This is a genomic window from Achromobacter colocynthidis, assembly GCF_057334535.1.
On the sequence record NZ_JBHFIZ010000033.1, the window covers coordinates 65,147 to 79,607 of the forward strand.

The window sequence follows — 14,461 nt, forward strand, 5'->3', positions numbered from 1 at the left end:
CCCACGCAAGGGTAACGCAGGGAAAGGGAAGTCAGGCAAGACCAAGCGTGGCCGGGTCGCCGCGGCCCACGCGGACCACGACGGGATCGTCGCTGGTCAGGTCGATGACGGTGGTGGGTGACTGCGGGCAGGCGCCCGCGTCGATGATGGCGGCCAGATCGTGGTCGTAGCGTTCGCGGATGGCTTCGGCGTCGTTCAACGCGTCGATTTCGTCCTTGGGAATGAGCGTGGTGGAAAGCAGCGGCGCGCCAACTTGCTCCAGCAGGCCCAGCATTACGAGGTGATCGGGGACGCGAATGCCGATGGTCTTGCGCGACGGGTGCGATACGCGCCGCGGCACTTCCTTGGTGGCTTCAAGAATGAAGGTCCACGGACCCGGCGTGGCAGCCTTCAACAAGCGGTATTGCTTGTTGTCGACCCGCGCGAAATGGCCGATTTCGGCCAAGTCACGGCACAGCAGCGTCAAGTGATGTCTTTCGTCCAGACCGCGTAGCCGGCGCAGGCCGTCCGCGGCGTCTTTGTCGTCCAGCCGCGCGACAACGGCGTAGCTGGAATCGGTGGGTACGGCCACAAGGCCCCCATCGTTCAGCCATTGGGCTGCCTGCTTGAGCAGGCGAGGTTGAGGATTCGCAGGATGAATAGATAAATGCAGAGCCATGGGATTATCCTAACACTCTTGAATGCCGCTCAACGACGAGCGGCGATGCAAAATGGCGGGGATGCCGACCCGCCCGGAGAAACAGTATGCGCCTCGATGACTCGCGCGAAAGCGACAACGTTGAAGACCGACGGTCTCGCGGCCCCCGTATCGGCGGCCGAGGCACCATCGGCATCGGTACGATAGTACTTGCCTTGGTAGCCATGTACTTCGGCGTGGACCCCAGCGTGGTCCTGCAGATGGCCGAAGGCCCGCCCGCAACGCAGCAAACGCCCGCGAGCCAGCCGCCCGCCAACGACCCGCAAGCGCGCTTCGTGGCCAAGGTGCTGGGCGAAACCGAAGACACCTGGGCCGCCATCTTTCAGAAAGACCTGAACCGCCAATACGTCGCGCCCAAGTTGGTGCTGTTCCGTGGCGCTACGCCCACCGCGTGTGGCACGGGCCAATCCGCGATGGGGCCGTTCTACTGCCCGGGCGACAGCAAGGTGTATATCGACCTGGCGTTCTTCGATGAATTGCAAAACCAGTTCAAGGCGCCGGGCGATTTCGCGCAAGCCTATGTGATCGCGCACGAAGTCGGACACCACGTGCAGCATCTGCTGGGCATTTCGGATCAGGTGGACCAACTGCGCCGCCGTAATCCGGCCCAGGCCAATGCGCTGTCGGTGCGGGTGGAGTTGCAGGCCGACTGCTTTGCCGGCTTGTGGGCGCAACGCGCCAACGCGGCTCGCAACATTCTGGAAGGCGGGGATATCGAAGAAGCGCTGGGCGCGGCCACCGCCATCGGCGACGACCGCCTGCAAAAGCAGGCGCAAGGCTATGCCGTGCCAGACTCTTTCACCCATGGCTCGTCCGCCCAGCGCGTGCGCTGGTTCAAGCGCGGCCTGGAAAGCGGCAACATCAAGCAATGCGATACCTTCGCGGCCAGCACCTTGTAGTCGTCGGCTGAACGCCTGATTCGCACCGCCCCCTTTGCTGTATATCCATACAGCAAAGGGTTTGCGCTGACTCCATCTTGTAAGATTACGCCCCCTCGCCCTGTTTGCGCGCATGAGTCCGCTGCGCCATGCCGCGAGCGTGCCGCGCATCCAGCGCGCAGTTCAAAGACCCTAGATCCGTTTTATGGCCAACAAGTTCGAACCGTTAATTACTGTTGATGAGGTGCAAGAGATCCTTGCCGAACCCAAGGAAACCGTAAAACCGATCACCTGGTTGCCCAAGCCTGCCGCCAACAACCTCCAGTGGATGGAGTTCAGCAGCGCGTGCAAGGTCAAGGGCGAAGTGCGCGACGACGTGATCTTTCGCGTCACCTACCGTGGCGCGCGTACCGTGGTGCACGGGCAGGCCACGATCTTCCTCACCGAAGCGTTCTGTGCCAGCCTGTTCGTCGGGCCGCACCGCGTATTCGGCGTGGACACGGACGACTCTTTTCACACCAGTCTGGTGGGCGAAGGCCGGCCGCAGTTTCGCAAGCCGCTTGCGGACCGCAGCCACGAACATATCTGGGTGGACGAAGGCGAAGGCTATGCCGAGCCGATCGTGCCCGCCCTGCACAATATCGGCGCGCTGATGCAGTACTTCCTGCCGCGGGCAAACCTGACGCTAGTCGGCGGTTTTGCGCATCCCCTCAAAGGCCGCCAAATCGAACTGATCCTATGAGTAATTTTCTGGAAGCCTCCGGCTGGACCGTCCTGCCGGCCGGTGAACATGCCATTCGCGCCGTCGCCCCCATGACCTTGGGGCTGGACGGCCAGCACGCGGCCTTCTTCATCGCGCACCCGGACGACGCCACGTTCTATCTGACCGACGCCTGTGAGACCTCGATGCACGCCTCCAGCTACGGCATCGAGATAGGCCCCAAACGCATCGACATGCTGAACGAAACGCCCGGCGTCAGCCTGGCGCATTTCGACCGCGACGGCGCCATCGTGGCAAGCGGCCCAAACGAGCAGTTGCAGGAAGCCTTGTGGGACGCGGTGAAGCTGGCGATGGCGCTGTCGTTCCAATGCGCCAAGTGGATGCCCAAGTTCAGCCAACTGCGTTTTCGCGCCCAGGTGGGCCGCGCGCTGGCTGAAGGCGTGGGCGCAAACCGCATGGTCAAGGGCGCGCGCGCCAAGGGCAGCAGCGGCCACACGGCCGACTTCGCGTTCGCCGTGCGCGCGGCAGGCAGCACGGCGCTGACCTACATCGAACCGATTGCGCTGAAAGCCGGCAAGAAGATGGACTGGACGCAGGTCTATCAAACCCACGGCAAGATGTCGGACGTGAAGATGGCCGACGCGCGCAACTCGCGCATGGTCATCCTGGAAGACGGCGCCACGGCCGAGGAATTCAAAAAGGCCGTGACCATACTTGAGCAGTCCGCAACCGTGCAGACGCTGGCCAAGACGCGCGATTGGCGGGAAGTCTTTTCCGGCTAGGACGGCATGTTCGTCAGGCCGTCGACGATTTCGCGGCCATGCAAGATGGCCGCGTGCACGGCTTCGCGTGGACTATAGACAAATCCGCCGTCCGCAAAGCGCGGAACCGGATATTCGTCGCCGCCTTCCAGCACGGCGCCTGCCTGAACCACCATTACCGATGCGATGAATACGGGGCCGCTGGGCAACGCTGGAATTTCAGCGTCCGCGCCCCGGGACACCTTGGCTGTCAGCCGGTATCCCTTGTAGATCAAGTTGTTTTGATGCACTTCGGATGCCCTCGTTCTGCGAATCAGCATACCCCGACCGTTCATGACAGTTCGGATATGTTTTGTAACCTCGGTGGTTAATGGAAACACTGTTGCATTGCAATAATTGCGTCCCCGTTTCTATGTGGTCACCCCGCATGGCGGGGTGGTGAACGCAATGGCAAGCCTGGCGCGGCTTTTCAGCTGACGCCGCTTTTTGTCACGCAACCGCGCCTAACGATTCACAGGGATTTCCCTAGGTCCTGTTGCGAAAGCGCATCTTCGGACGAAATCATCCCTATTGCCTGCATGTAATCAGGCATGTCCCAGCCGCGCCCCAGCATGATCATGCGGGTGTGCAGGTCTTCAAGCACCTGAGGCCGTACCTGCTTGCCCAGATAGCGCAATTGCTTGCGCCGCAAATCCACATAGCCCAGTTCGTAGTGGCGTGCCAGACCCATCCATAGCCGATGCGCGCCGGGCGATTGGCGCGCGCCGCTGATGATGCACAAGCCCGCATCCAGGCCCCAGCGGTAAACCGCCGTGGCCAGCCCCATGCCCTGATACGGCGCGGCGTACTTGGAATGCGGCGCACGCACGAAAGGGTCGGCCCGCTTGCCTACTTCAATCAAGCGATTGAAGACCGTGTAGCCCGCCACGCGGTCGCGCCGCACGTCCACCACATACACGTAGTACTCGCCGTCGGCCTCGCGATAACGCAGCACGATGCCGGGGATGTCCGTCTGCACCTGCGGCAACCCATGCAAGCGGTCCGAAGGCCGCTGCATCCGCTGGTGGATGGCGTCGAGTTCACGCTCGACTTCTTCTGGCGCGTGGTTGACGTCAATGCGAAGCTCCGTGACGAAACGGGTGGGAAAACGAAATGCGCGCAGCGCCAACGTAGGCAAGGCCCCCTCCTGACGAAAGTTGATAAGGCTATTGAGAAAAACAGTGGAAAGAAACAATGCTCAAGAAGACTTGAACGTAAACAAGCCGACAAAAAAAAAGCCGCATTCGCGGCTGGAATGACAATGTTCAATGCGCCGCCATCGGCCCGAGCCGAGAACGCGCAAAACGAAGGCTTGCAGGCTATGCCGCGGCATGCGCGTCCCCATGCAGCCCGTCGTGGGCGGCCTGCGCATCGGATGCGCCGAAGAAAGCCGGAAACTGCCGCGCGCCTTTTCGCGTGACCGACAGCGCGCGCGAATCCAGGCTTTTTTCGATCCAGCCTCGGTCCACCAAGGCGCTTAGCAAGGCCGCGCCCAGTGCGCCGCCCAGGTGCGAACGGCGCTCGCTCCAGTCCAGGCAGGCGCAGGCAAAGCGGCGCCGCCGCTGCCGCGCCTGCGCAACGTCCACCCCCACCTGAGCCAAAGAAGCCTCGCCCAGCGGGGTCAGCGTGTAGTCGCGGCCATCAGCCGCCAGCCAATGGCGCGCGATCATGGCGTCGTGAATTCGCACGGCCAGCGTGCCGGCCATATGGTCATAGCAGGTGCGGGCTTCGCGCAGCGCGGACGGTGTATTCGGTTTGAAGGGCACGCGCTCGGCGCCCGCCACCACCAGCAAGGCTTCCAGCGCATGCCCCACTTCGCCGTTGGCCAGGCGATAGTAGCGATGCTTGCCTTGAACGGCCATGTCGACCAGGCCTTGCTCACGCAGGCGCTGAAAATGGCTGCTGGCCGTGGATGCGCCGATATCGGCGGCGGCGGCCAGCTCGGTCGCGGTGCGCGCGCGCCCGTCCAGCAGCAGGCACAGCATGCGGGCGCGGGCCGGGTCGGCAATGGCGCCCGCCACGGCCGAGAGATTGATGTCGGCGGACTCGGATTCCATGATTCGCTATAGACCAAAGTGTTGTGTGCAAGGCCTAAGCATACTGCGGCTCATCTCAACAGAACATCCCGACAAATCCGAAAATCATGTCTACCTCGTCCGCCTTCTTCGGTTGGAAAGTCCTTGCCGCCACGTTCGTGCTGGCCATCTTCGGCTGGGGCGTGGGCTTTTACGGCCCGCCCGTGTTCCTGCATGCCCTGGTGCAACGCACCGGTTGGAGCGTGGCGTTGGTGTCCGGCGCCGTCACGCTGCACTTTCTTAGCGGCACCGTGGTGGTCGCCAACCTGCCCCGCCTGTACCGCCGCATCGGCGTGCCGCAAGTCACCTTCGGCGGCGCGGTGTTGCTGGCCTTGGGTGTGACCGGTTGGTCAACGGCCGTGGCGCCGTGGCAGTTGTATGGCGCCGCGATGTTGAGCGGCATGGGCTGGGTGGCATTGGGCGCCGCGGCGGTCAATGCGCTGATCGCCCCCTGGTTCGTGCGGCGGCGGCCGGCCGCGCTGGGCATGGCCTATAACGGCGCCAGCGTGGGCGGCATTGTGTTCTCGCCGCTGTGGGTGTTTTTGATCGCGCAGGCGGGCTTTGCCCAGGCAGCATGGTGGGTCGGCGCGGTGATGGTGGTGGTGGTTGCGCTGCTGGCGCGCAAGGTGTTCTCGGTCACGCCGCAGCAGTTGGGCCAATTGCCCGACGGGGACGACGCCCCCCAGCCGGTTGCGGCGCCCCCCGCCTCCCTGCCCCGCGTTCCCCGCCTGTGGCACGACCGCGCCTTTCTGACGCTGGCGGGCGGCATGGCGCTGGGCTTGTTCGCCCAGATCGGGCTGATCGCGCATCTGCTGTCGCTATTGGCGCCGTTGCTGGGCGCGCAAACGGCCGGCATCGCAATGGGTTTGGCCACGGCGGCGGCCATCGCCGGCCGCACCATCGTGGGCGCGTTGATGCCCGCCGGCGCGGATCGGCGCAAGGTCGCGTGCGTGGCCTACGCCGTGCAAATCTGCGGGTCGTTCACGTTGATGCTGGCGGCCGACCATCAATGGGCGGTGTGGCTGGGCGTCATCCTGTTCGGGTCGGGCATCGGCAACGCCACGTCCTTGCCGCCGTTGATCGCGCAAACGGAATTCGCGCGCGAAGACAGCCTGCGCGTGGTGCCGTTGATTGTTGCGCTATCGCAAGGCGCCTACGCCTTCGCGCCCGCGCTGTTCGGCCTGCTGCGCGCGGTGCTGGATGCAAGCGGGCAGGCGATGATCGGGTTTCTGGCGGCGGCGGCCCTGTTGCAGGGCGCCGCCATCGTCTGCTTTGCGGCCGGACGCGGCCATGCGGCAACGCGGGTTGCGCCGCCTGCCGCCATCATGCCGGTGGACCCCGGCGCGCCACCCGCGCGGCCATGACCGCGACGCCGGCGCCACGCCGCCGCAGGCGTGATGTAGGCCTAACGCCTTCATGGCCCCATGCAAAGGGCTATCGTTTCCCTGTTTAATAGAGCCACTTCAGCAGATATCGCCGCGCCAGCGCTTATCGTCGGACACGCTCATAAGCTTGATTCATGCGTTCCCGCGCTTCGGTTTCGCGCGCGTAGGCGCGGTCGTAGTTTTCCAGGCACCCTGGCGTGGGGCTGGGCCACTTGATGGCGGCGATGGCCGCGGTAAGCTCGTCGCGGGCGCGTTGCCATTCCCTGACAGCGGCATACCATTCCTTGGCGGTGTCCATAGTGATCCCCCTACGTGCACGCTTTCGATCGTAGCGCCGCGTGCTGCGGCGGCTGCGTTGCTCCCCCTGAAAAAAATGGATGAGCTCCAGTTCCTGACAGGGTTTACCCGTCGGAGAGGGCAATCGAAAGGCTTGCCGACCGCGTCGCATCGCGGCGTTCGCAATCTGCGTAAAATTCGGCAGCTCCGACAGAGCACAACGCAGCCATGCGGCAAAGGGATGGGCCGGGATCGACACGCTGCGCGACACCCGGACCATGTCTTTAACGAACGGCGCACGGACTGCCAGCACATAGCGTTCCGGACGGCGATACGCCAGCTTGCCGCAAGCGGGGAACATTGCAGGCGACGCCCCGTCAAAACGCCCGAGTATTTTTTTCAAGAATCACGATGTGATGAATATTGACGTCAACCCTCACTTACCCACAGCCACGGCTAATGCTACTGTTCCGCCTGTGCAAGGAGTACATGCAATGGATCAGAAAACGAAGCCCTGGGCCTTTCCCAAGCCTCATCCGGAAAACACCCCACGCGGTGAGCGCAATAAACAGGAGTTCGACGCTCCTGCCGAAGTCAAAAAACCCGCGCCTAAACCGCGCGCCAAAAAAGAACCGCCGGCCACAAGCCGGGCGCGTTCATGATGCTGCCGGCCAGGACACACGCCGCCTGTGCGGCGTTGTCCGTCCCATGCCGGCCCCACCGCCACCCGTTGCCCTGACGGAACCCGCGCCGCCACCCCCACGGCGCAATTGACGGTTCAAATCAAGCCCGGCCATACTCTGGCGGCCTCGTCCGCTCAGGGATCCCATGACCGTTTCCATCCTGCTTGGCATCACCATCACGCTGGTCGCCGCCTGGGGCGCGCTGGCGTTGTGGATACGCGCGCCCTTGGCCCCCACGGCAAGGGGTGTGCTGACGCTGGCCTGGTTGATGCTGGCGTTGGCGGCCTTGGCCGCATTGGCCTGGCCCGCATGGCGCGCCGCCGGCTACGGCTTCGCGCTGGCTATGCTGGCGCTAGGCGTCTGGTGGGCACGCATCAGCCCATCAAACGAACGGACATGGATCCCGGAAGTCTCACGCCAAACGCACGGCGAGATCGACGGCGATCAGGTCACGCTGCACAACGTGCGCAACTTCGACTGGCGCAGCCGCACCGACTTCACGCCCCATTGGGAAACCCACCGCTACGCGCTCAACGAGCTGCAATCCGTGGACGTGGCGCTGTCGTACTGGGGCCGCCCGGCCATTGCCCACGCCTTGGTGTCGTTTGGTTTCGGCGATGATCAATACGTGGTGTTCTCGGTGGAAATCCGCCGCAAGGAAGGCGACCGCTTTTCAGAAATAGGTGGCTTTTTCAAGCTGTACGAGCTGAGCCTGATTGCGTCGACCGAAGAAGACAGCCTGCGCGTACGCACCAACGTGCGCGGCGAAGACTGCTACCTGTACCGCATCCACATGCCGCCAGACAATGCGCGCTCGTTGTTCCTGGCGTATGTGGACAGCGCCAACCGGCTGCGCGACACGCCCCGCTTCTATCACACGCTGACGGCCAACTGCACCACCATCGTGTTCCAGATGGCTCGGCGCATCGTGCCGGGTCTTCCGCTGGACTACCGCCAACTGGCATCCGGCTACCTGCCCGAGTATTTCTTCGACCTGCGCGTGCTGCAAGGCGCGGACAGCGCCGCGCAGTATCGCAAGCGGGGCCGCTACACCGACCGGGCACGCGCTCACGGGGATGCCGCGGGGTTTTCTCGGATCATCCGGCAGGGCGTTCCGGGCATTGGCCCTTCGTAGCTTTTTTACAAGCGCACCATGACGACATTGACGGCCTCGGCCCCAACCCCGCAACCAACGCTACGCGGCAGCGGCAAAATCAGCGGCGTGTTCTTCAACGCGGCGGGCGACGTGGCGGCCGTGGCGTCGGCATTCCCGTTACTGGCGCATCCCCGTGCGCGGGCTGCCTATGGCGGCCGCGCCCTACGCTATCGCTTGGCGCTGTACCGGCGTGATTCGCTCATTCCCTTCGCCGCCTTTGACGACCTGCACTTTCCCGTCAACGATGTCGCCTTTCATCCAACCGGCACGATGGTGGCCATCGGCGCCGGCAGCTACGACGGCGGCTACCTGTTCGAAGGCGATCTTGTCGTCTGGAACTGGTGCGAGGCGCATGGCGTCCGGCCCTACAACCATGTGCCCGAAGTGGTGCGGTGCCGCTACAACGCAACGGGTGATGACATCGAGGCCTGGGTACGGCCCTGGGATGAAGAGTGGTGCCCGCCGAGCGACCGTGCGGACCGCGACGGAGCCGACATCGACGATGACCCGTTCGACACCTTGTTCAGCGTGCGCGCGCCCGCGCCCGGCCCCACGTCGCAACCGCTGGACGTGAACCTCGACGTTGCCCATCGCGTCCCTGCGGATGCGCGCGCACCGGCCTTGCACGTACCCCACACAGACGAACTTGATGCACGCTTGCGCGCATGGTTCAACGTTAGCGACTGGGCACGCCAAGACGCCATCCTGGACGTGGCCTGGTTGGATCGCGACCGCTACGCCGCCGTGCATGAGGGCTGCCAGCTTGAGGTCTACCACCGTGACGGCAAGCGCCTAGCCGCGTATTCCGGCGCGGGCCATGGCGTTGAGATCATCAAGTCAAAGGACGTATTGGTGCACGTCGTCGAGGCCAGCGCGCGTGGCCGCCCATTCGGCCGGCAGGACGCACGGCTATACACGTTGAATGACAGCGGTAGCGGTGGCGGTAGCGGTGGCGGTAGCGGTGGCGGCCTGCGCCTGACACGCGCCTACGACGGCGATTTCACGTTTTCGGCCACAAGCCAAGGCCAGATCCTGGGCCGCCAGAACCGCTTTCCCGTCGCCGACACGGGCGCGCGCGACGTGCTGCTGGACTTGGCCGCCGGCATCGAACACCGGCCAGACCTTGGTCATTACGATTGCTTCAACCACTACATCCGCATCCGCCACGCGCCCTGCCTGTTTCTGTTGCAAGGCACGCCGGCCAGTTCGCATGAACGCAAAACCCTGTGCGTCGTCCAGCCCGACGGCGCGGTGCGGCGGCTATGGCCCGTCTTGAAAGCCAACCGCGATCCCGCCAGCCATGCGATGGAGCTGTGCGGCGCCTACGTCGACGATGCGCTGGGCGCGGCCGTCATCATCAGCGGCAAACACTATTCGCCCGACGTGCGCGCCCCCTACAGCGGCTTTATCTACCGCAAGCCGCTGGACCGAGACCGCGAACGATGGCGGCGCCCCATTCCCGCGTCAGCCAGCGCCATCGTGCACCTTCCGAGCGTTGACCTGATCGCCGCCGCCTTTCTTGACGGCTCGCTACAACTGATCGACGCGCAAAGCGGCGCACTGCGGCGGCACGCCCGCGTGCACGTCGATGGCCTGCCGACGGTGATCTTCGCCATGGATGCGAACGGGCAATCGCTATTGGCCGGCACGGTGGATGGCCGGATCGCGGTGCTGGACATCGGTGCGCTGTGCGAAAACCAGGACGTCAATGCCGACGCCGACATCCGCACCGATAGCGCCGCCACTACGCAGGCCACCCAATCCGTCATCAATCTGGATTGAAAACAACTGCCTGATTCTTGCGCCGCCCGTGTCGCAGAGATGGTGTCTTGACTGACTCAGCGCGCCGCCTTCTCTGCCGCCTTGGTGGCGGCCGGCGTGGCCCTGAACGACACGCCCAGACGGTTGAAGGCGTTCATCAGCCCGATCGCGTAGGTCAGGTCCGCCAGTTCCTTGTCGTTGAACTCAGCGGCAGCCGCCGCATAGTCCGCGTCGGGCACGCCGGTATCCGCCACGCGCGTCACGCTTTCCGCCCAGGCAAACGCCGCGCGTTCCTGCTGCGTGAACACAGCGCCCGCTTCGTGCCACACCGGCACCAGCACCAGCTTGTCCACGGTCACGCCCTGCTTGATCAGGTCACGCGAATGCATGTCGATGCAGTAAGCGCAGCCATTGATCTGCGATACGCGCAGAAAGACAAGGTTGACCAAGGTCTTGGGCAGCCCGCAGTCATGCAGGTAGGCGTATACCGCGCCGAAGGCCTTGTAACCATCGGGCGAAGCTTGGGCATAGTCGAGGCGAGAGCTCATGGTGAATCCTGGATAGAAATATTTCAGAACCGCTATCGTGCACCTGCCCGGCCGAGCCGAATAGAGCCATAAATCGCAATATGGACTAGGTCATGACGGCGCACCGCCGCACAGCTTGCGCCAGACGGCATTGCCGTCCCGGATCTGCCGGCGAATAGAATCCGGCGTGGCATCCACCTGCGCCGCTTCATCGAAATAGATCGGCCGCGCGTGCTCGCAATATTCAACGCCCACCCGGGCCGGCGCCACGCACCCAGTCACGCTTAAGCTCATCAGCAATGGCAGCGTCATCCATACGCGCCGTCTGATCCTGAACATTCCTTACCTCCTGCCGAGCCTCATCGGCCTGCCGGTTGATTTGCATGTCGCGCTGCTCGCGCTCGGCGCTGCGGCCCGTGCTGCGCCCCCGCAAGTAAGCCAGCAACAACACGGCGATCGCAGCCAAAGCGGCCATCGCCGTTCCCGTGAAACGCTCAAGCCAGGCGCGCATGTTCGGCCTCCATCGCGGACAAGGCTTGTGCATACAACGCAGACCACGTCTGCGGATGCGGCTTACCCGGACGCCAGGTACGCAGGTAAAGCGCCCAAGCGCCGTCGGCATCGCCCGCGACGGGCAACCGCTGCGGGTCCGTCCACAGCAACAGGCGTGCAAACGCGGCGGCAAGGATGTCGTCCGTTTCCAAGGTCGCATGGATGGTTGCGGAGACCGGAGCAACGTGACGAGCCGCGCAAATCCGCAGTGCGTCTTCGCGGCTGGCGGGATGCATCAACACCCCGCGCACACCGCCGTTACGCTCGAACTGCCAGAACCCACGCGCCGGCCCGCCGATCTGGCGGCGATGCTGAAAGCGGCTTTCCTGCAAGCCGATGGCAAGCAGCAGCACGCGGGCTTGGGGAGTATTCATGGCTGGCGGAAGCAGCGCGAGTGCAGGCAAGATCGCGGCATCGGTGATGGCATCAAGATCCATGGTTGTTTCCCCCTCCCCGCCGACGCACACCGACGCCGAACAGCTTGCGGCGCGCGTCCACCAGCCACTCCAACACACCTTTTTTCCGCATGCTGGCCATCCAGCGCATATAGGCGCCCAGCACCCACCACGCGGGCAGGCCGGCCAGCAACATGCTGGGACCCAGGCCGTAGAACTTGGCGAGCAAAGCGTCATCCGTGCCCGCGCCATGCTGCGCCAGCCAGGTCATGGATTGCATCAAGGCAGGCTTCCAGGTGATGACGGCGGCGGCAAGCGCAGGGCCGAAGAGAAAAGAACAGGCCACGGTGGATACCGTGCGGACGGTGAACTCGCGAATGCTATGCGGCGGCATGATCAAGAGGCCAAGCATGGCCGCGATCGCAGCCGGAATGCCATACGCCATCGCGACCTTCAGGGCGGCCAGGCCGCCCAGACTGGTAGAACCGGGTTCCATGTTGGGGTTGCTCCTGAAAAGTGTGTGCAGGATGAGGCCTCCTGTAGGGACGGAAAAATGCCCGCACAGGCGGGCAACGAAAAAAGCACGACTATCGGATGTGCGTTACAACTCCGGGCTTTTGCCCATGAAACCCTGGTCCCGCCGTCAGCCCCGCCGCAAGTCCATGCCCACCCTGGCCGAAGCGCTCACGCGCTATCTGGCCGAGGTATCGTCCACAAAGAAAGGACACGTCGCAGAGCAGTCCATCGCACGCGTCTGGCGCGCCACGCGGCTGGCCATTCGGCCGGTTGACCGGATCCGTAGCTCCGACTTGACCGAACTGAGAGACGAGTGGCTTAAGGACAGAGCACCCGCTACGGTGGTACGGCGGATGGCCTTCCTGTCCCACGTCTACACCGTGATCCGAAAAGACTGGGGCTTTGACCAATTGGCCAATCCGGTCCAACTGGTGCGCCGACCGGCAGTTGATGACGCGCGAGACCGCCGACTGTTTGAACGCATCACATTGCGCGGTGTCTCCGAAGACGACTGCCCTAGCAAAGAACTGGAATGGATCATCCGCGCCACCCGCTCGACAGAGCTACCCACCATCCTCATGGTTGCCAAAGAAACGGGCATGCGCCGATCCGAGGTAGTCGGTATCCTGCGCGAAAACCTGGACCTCATGCACGGCGTGGTGCACTTGCCGCATACAAAGAACGGGCGCGCGCGAAACGTTCCGCTGACACCTCGTGCGCGCGAGGCTTTGCGTCGATGGGGCACCGGCAAGCCTCTGCGCGGCCGCATATTCCAAATGCAGCCAAGCTCTGTCACGCGGGCCTTCATCCGGGCCCGTCGACGCGCTCGCTTGCGCTATGAAGGTATGTGTCGCCATTACGGCCGTAGGCCGAATAGCGCCTATTTCCGCGACCTGCGGTTTCATGACCTGCGACACGAAGGCACGTCGCAGCTTGCTACGGTTTTCCAGATTCATGAACTGGCTAAGGTCAACGGCAACGTGGACACCCGGATGCTGCTGCGCTATTACCACCCGCACGGCCGAGAGCTAGCCCAGAAGCTGGTGCGCAGCCCGCTGGGGCGACGCCAACTGGAAGACATGCGCCGTGAGCGCGATCTCGAGTCGAAGGCTTTGCCTCTGGCGGCTTAGAACCTACGTCTCATCCGAAACCGTTTCGAACGGTCGCGGCGGTTCTACCGCGGTCAGCCATGCCGGTAGTTCCCCCCAGCCCGGGTAGCTAACGTTGCCGCCTACGCCACCATGCTCCGCACCGATCGAGTAAGGCGCGCTAGTCTCCACCACCCATAAAGGCGTGGTGCGATAGTCCTCGACCATAATCCAAGCTTCGCCCACCCGCAGGGGCCATTTTCCTGCGGGCGGGGCTGGCGGCGCATCCTCGAATGCGCCATAGGGAATATTGAATGCGTCAGGCGTGAGCGCGAGCTCGTTGGCGATGGACTTGTACATATATAGACCGCCTTCGCCGGTCTGGAATACGTCTTTCTGCATATTGTTTTCCTAAGAGGTGAAATTTGCACTGCAAATGCGAGAAGCGTCGGATCGAGCCAGCGAGACGCAGCCCAGAAGATCGTCGGCCAATTTGGAATGCGCAACACGGTGGACGTGGCGATCACTAGCGGAGCCATCGCACAAGGGGCAGCCGGCAACACTGCGGCAGTCGCTACATCTGGGACTGGTCCGTACGTCATCATGCAATTCGACTCGTCCTTAACCACCCGGACTGCAACAGAAACTCGACCGGCAAATACCGCTTACCACCCGCGAATTCATGTCTAGCCTACATACGGCTGACGCTACACGTGGATTCGCGGGCAGTACGCTGCGTTTATGGGACGGGTTTCCGTCCCAGTGGATGGATTGACTCCAAGGTTGCTGGTGCCAGCCCTGAAGCCATGTACGGCGCTGGCAGCAAATGCCAAACCAGTCGCGGTAAATGCCGCGACTTGAAATGCGCTGCCATCAATGTTCACTCCGGGGTGCGAATGAGCTTGAAGCTTCTGTGTTTGCATACTTCCCAACGCCCTCGCATTTGCAGTG

General features: G+C 63.5%; 18 protein-coding genes. 8 read left to right on the plus strand and 10 right to left on the minus strand.

What is annotated here, in order from left to right; genetic code table 11:
• Positions 1-31: 31 nt before the first annotated feature.
• Positions 32-658: an L-threonylcarbamoyladenylate synthase gene (locus ACE04A_RS15650; RefSeq protein ID WP_100856743.1), complete on the minus strand. Its 627-nt coding sequence runs from the start codon at positions 656-658 to the stop codon at positions 32-34.
• A gap of 86 nt (positions 659-744) precedes the next feature.
• Here ACE04A_RS15650 and ypfJ point away from each other — a divergent pair, with 86 nt between their 5' ends.
• From ypfJ to ACE04A_RS15665, 3 genes are all read left to right on the plus strand, one after another.
• Positions 745-1,596, plus strand: a complete 852-nt coding sequence (gene ypfJ / locus ACE04A_RS15655) for a KPN_02809 family neutral zinc metallopeptidase (protein WP_259245900.1) — start codon at positions 745-747, stop codon at positions 1,594-1,596.
• Positions 1,597-1,780: 184 nt separating this feature from the next.
• Positions 1,781-2,317, plus strand: a complete 537-nt coding sequence (locus ACE04A_RS15660) for a hypothetical protein (protein WP_259245899.1) — start codon at positions 1,781-1,783, stop codon at positions 2,315-2,317.
• Positions 2,314-3,078 carry a DUF1828 domain-containing protein gene (locus tag ACE04A_RS15665; RefSeq protein WP_100856746.1) on the plus strand — a complete coding sequence of 255 codons (765 nt, stop codon included), beginning with the start codon at positions 2,314-2,316 and terminating at the stop codon, positions 3,076-3,078. The genes ACE04A_RS15660 and ACE04A_RS15665 overlap by 4 nt, the downstream gene beginning before the upstream one ends.
• Here ACE04A_RS15665 and ACE04A_RS15670 read toward each other — a convergent pair.
• The 3 genes from ACE04A_RS15670 to ACE04A_RS15680 form a co-directional block, all read right to left on the minus strand.
• Positions 3,075-3,347: a hypothetical protein gene (locus tag ACE04A_RS15670; RefSeq protein ID WP_100856747.1), complete on the minus strand. Its 273-nt coding sequence runs from the start codon at positions 3,345-3,347 to the stop codon at positions 3,075-3,077. The genes ACE04A_RS15665 and ACE04A_RS15670 overlap by 4 nt on opposite strands.
• A 221-nt stretch (positions 3,348-3,568) precedes the next feature.
• On the minus strand, positions 3,569-4,234 hold the full coding sequence (locus tag ACE04A_RS15675) for an N-acetyltransferase (protein WP_448718082.1): 666 nt from the start codon (positions 4,232-4,234) through the stop codon (positions 3,569-3,571).
• Positions 4,235-4,415: 181 nt separating this feature from the next.
• Positions 4,416-5,153, minus strand: coding sequence for an ArsR/SmtB family transcription factor (locus ACE04A_RS15680; protein ID WP_448718080.1), 738 nt, complete (start codon positions 5,151-5,153; stop codon positions 4,416-4,418).
• Between the two features lie 86 nt (positions 5,154-5,239).
• On the opposite strand from ACE04A_RS15680, the gene ACE04A_RS15685 reads away from it, so the two are divergent.
• Complete coding sequence (locus ACE04A_RS15685; protein ID WP_485820284.1) at positions 5,240-6,535, plus strand: MFS transporter; 1,296 nt, start codon at positions 5,240-5,242, stop codon at positions 6,533-6,535.
• Between the two features lie 124 nt (positions 6,536-6,659).
• On the opposite strand, the gene ACE04A_RS15690 is transcribed toward ACE04A_RS15685, so the two are convergent.
• The gene (locus tag ACE04A_RS15690; RefSeq protein WP_448718078.1) at positions 6,660-7,235 is read right to left on the minus strand and encodes a hypothetical protein; all 576 of its coding nucleotides are present in this window, start codon (positions 7,233-7,235) and stop codon (positions 6,660-6,662) included.
• Positions 7,236-7,326: 91 nt separating this feature from the next.
• Between ACE04A_RS15690 and ACE04A_RS15695 the strand changes: the two genes are divergently transcribed.
• The 3 genes from ACE04A_RS15695 (at position 7,327) to ACE04A_RS15705 (ending at position 10,453) form a co-directional block, all read left to right on the plus strand.
• Positions 7,327-7,494 carry a hypothetical protein gene (locus ACE04A_RS15695; protein ID WP_167401052.1) on the plus strand — a complete coding sequence of 56 codons (168 nt, stop codon included), beginning with the start codon at positions 7,327-7,329 and terminating at the stop codon, positions 7,492-7,494.
• A gap of 166 nt (positions 7,495-7,660) precedes the next feature.
• Positions 7,661-8,650 (plus strand): Lnb N-terminal periplasmic domain-containing protein, encoded by a 990-nt coding sequence (locus ACE04A_RS15700; protein ID WP_485820285.1) that lies wholly within the window; start codon positions 7,661-7,663, stop codon positions 8,648-8,650.
• An 18-nt stretch (positions 8,651-8,668) separates the two neighbouring features.
• Positions 8,669-10,453, plus strand: coding sequence for a WD40 repeat domain-containing protein (locus tag ACE04A_RS15705; RefSeq protein WP_448718075.1), 1,785 nt, complete (start codon positions 8,669-8,671; stop codon positions 10,451-10,453).
• Between the two features lie 56 nt (positions 10,454-10,509).
• On the opposite strand, the gene ACE04A_RS15710 is transcribed toward ACE04A_RS15705, so the two are convergent.
• The 4 genes from ACE04A_RS15710 to ACE04A_RS15725 form a co-directional block, all read right to left on the minus strand.
• A complete protein-coding gene (locus ACE04A_RS15710) occupies positions 10,510-10,980 on the minus strand; it encodes a carboxymuconolactone decarboxylase family protein (protein WP_279997387.1) in 471 nt (156 codons plus the stop codon).
• Between the two features lie 223 nt (positions 10,981-11,203).
• The gene (locus ACE04A_RS15715) at positions 11,204-11,470 is read right to left on the minus strand and encodes a hypothetical protein (protein WP_259245890.1); all 267 of its coding nucleotides are present in this window, start codon (positions 11,468-11,470) and stop codon (positions 11,204-11,206) included.
• Entirely contained in the window at positions 11,454-11,948 is a 495-nt protein-coding gene (locus ACE04A_RS15720; RefSeq protein ID WP_448718074.1) for a hypothetical protein, read from the minus strand. Before ACE04A_RS15720 ends, ACE04A_RS15715 begins: the two co-directional genes overlap by 17 nt.
• Positions 11,938-12,402, minus strand: a complete 465-nt coding sequence (locus tag ACE04A_RS15725; protein WP_448718073.1) for a hypothetical protein — start codon at positions 12,400-12,402, stop codon at positions 11,938-11,940. Before ACE04A_RS15725 ends, ACE04A_RS15720 begins: the two co-directional genes overlap by 11 nt.
• A gap of 127 nt (positions 12,403-12,529) precedes the next feature.
• On the opposite strand from ACE04A_RS15725, the gene ACE04A_RS15730 reads away from it, so the two are divergent.
• Complete coding sequence (locus ACE04A_RS15730) at positions 12,530-13,552, plus strand: tyrosine-type recombinase/integrase (protein ID WP_485820286.1); 1,023 nt, start codon at positions 12,530-12,532, stop codon at positions 13,550-13,552.
• A 3-nt stretch (positions 13,553-13,555) separates the two neighbouring features.
• On the opposite strand, the gene ACE04A_RS15735 is transcribed toward ACE04A_RS15730, so the two are convergent.
• Positions 13,556-13,912 carry a phage tail protein gene (locus ACE04A_RS15735; protein ID WP_485820271.1) on the minus strand — a complete coding sequence of 119 codons (357 nt, stop codon included), beginning with the start codon at positions 13,910-13,912 and terminating at the stop codon, positions 13,556-13,558.
• Between the last annotated feature and the right edge of the window lie 549 nt (positions 13,913-14,461).

Excerpts from the sequence above, each read along its gene's own strand:
- ACE04A_RS15730 (WP_485820286.1), top strand. The coding sequence starts at position 12,530 with ATGAAACCCTGGTCCCGCCGTCAGCCCCGCCGCAAGTCCATGCCCACC.
- ACE04A_RS15735 (WP_485820271.1), bottom strand. The coding sequence starts at position 13,912 with ATGCAGAAAGACGTATTCCAGACCGGCGAAGGCGGTCTATATATGTAC.
- ACE04A_RS15665 (WP_100856746.1), top strand. The coding sequence starts at position 2,314 with ATGAGTAATTTTCTGGAAGCCTCCGGCTGGACCGTCCTGCCGGCCGGT.
- ACE04A_RS15725 (WP_448718073.1), bottom strand. The coding sequence starts at position 12,402 with ATGGAACCCGGTTCTACCAGTCTGGGCGGCCTGGCCGCCCTGAAGGTC.
- ACE04A_RS15695 (WP_167401052.1), top strand. The coding sequence starts at position 7,327 with ATGGATCAGAAAACGAAGCCCTGGGCCTTTCCCAAGCCTCATCCGGAA.
- ACE04A_RS15660 (WP_259245899.1), top strand. The coding sequence starts at position 1,781 with ATGGCCAACAAGTTCGAACCGTTAATTACTGTTGATGAGGTGCAAGAG.
- ACE04A_RS15720 (WP_448718074.1), bottom strand. The coding sequence starts at position 11,948 with ATGGATCTTGATGCCATCACCGATGCCGCGATCTTGCCTGCACTCGCG.
- ACE04A_RS15680 (WP_448718080.1), bottom strand. The coding sequence starts at position 5,153 with ATGGAATCCGAGTCCGCCGACATCAATCTCTCGGCCGTGGCGGGCGCC.
- ACE04A_RS15710 (WP_279997387.1), bottom strand. The coding sequence starts at position 10,980 with ATGAGCTCTCGCCTCGACTATGCCCAAGCTTCGCCCGATGGTTACAAG.
- ACE04A_RS15715 (WP_259245890.1), bottom strand. The coding sequence starts at position 11,470 with ATGCGCGCCTGGCTTGAGCGTTTCACGGGAACGGCGATGGCCGCTTTG.
- ACE04A_RS15685 (WP_485820284.1), top strand. The coding sequence starts at position 5,240 with ATGTCTACCTCGTCCGCCTTCTTCGGTTGGAAAGTCCTTGCCGCCACG.
- ACE04A_RS15650 (WP_100856743.1), bottom strand. The coding sequence starts at position 658 with ATGGCTCTGCATTTATCTATTCATCCTGCGAATCCTCAACCTCGCCTG.
- ACE04A_RS15700 (WP_485820285.1), top strand. The coding sequence starts at position 7,661 with ATGACCGTTTCCATCCTGCTTGGCATCACCATCACGCTGGTCGCCGCC.
- ypfJ (WP_259245900.1), top strand. The coding sequence starts at position 745 with ATGCGCCTCGATGACTCGCGCGAAAGCGACAACGTTGAAGACCGACGG.
- ACE04A_RS15705 (WP_448718075.1), top strand. The coding sequence starts at position 8,669 with ATGACGACATTGACGGCCTCGGCCCCAACCCCGCAACCAACGCTACGC.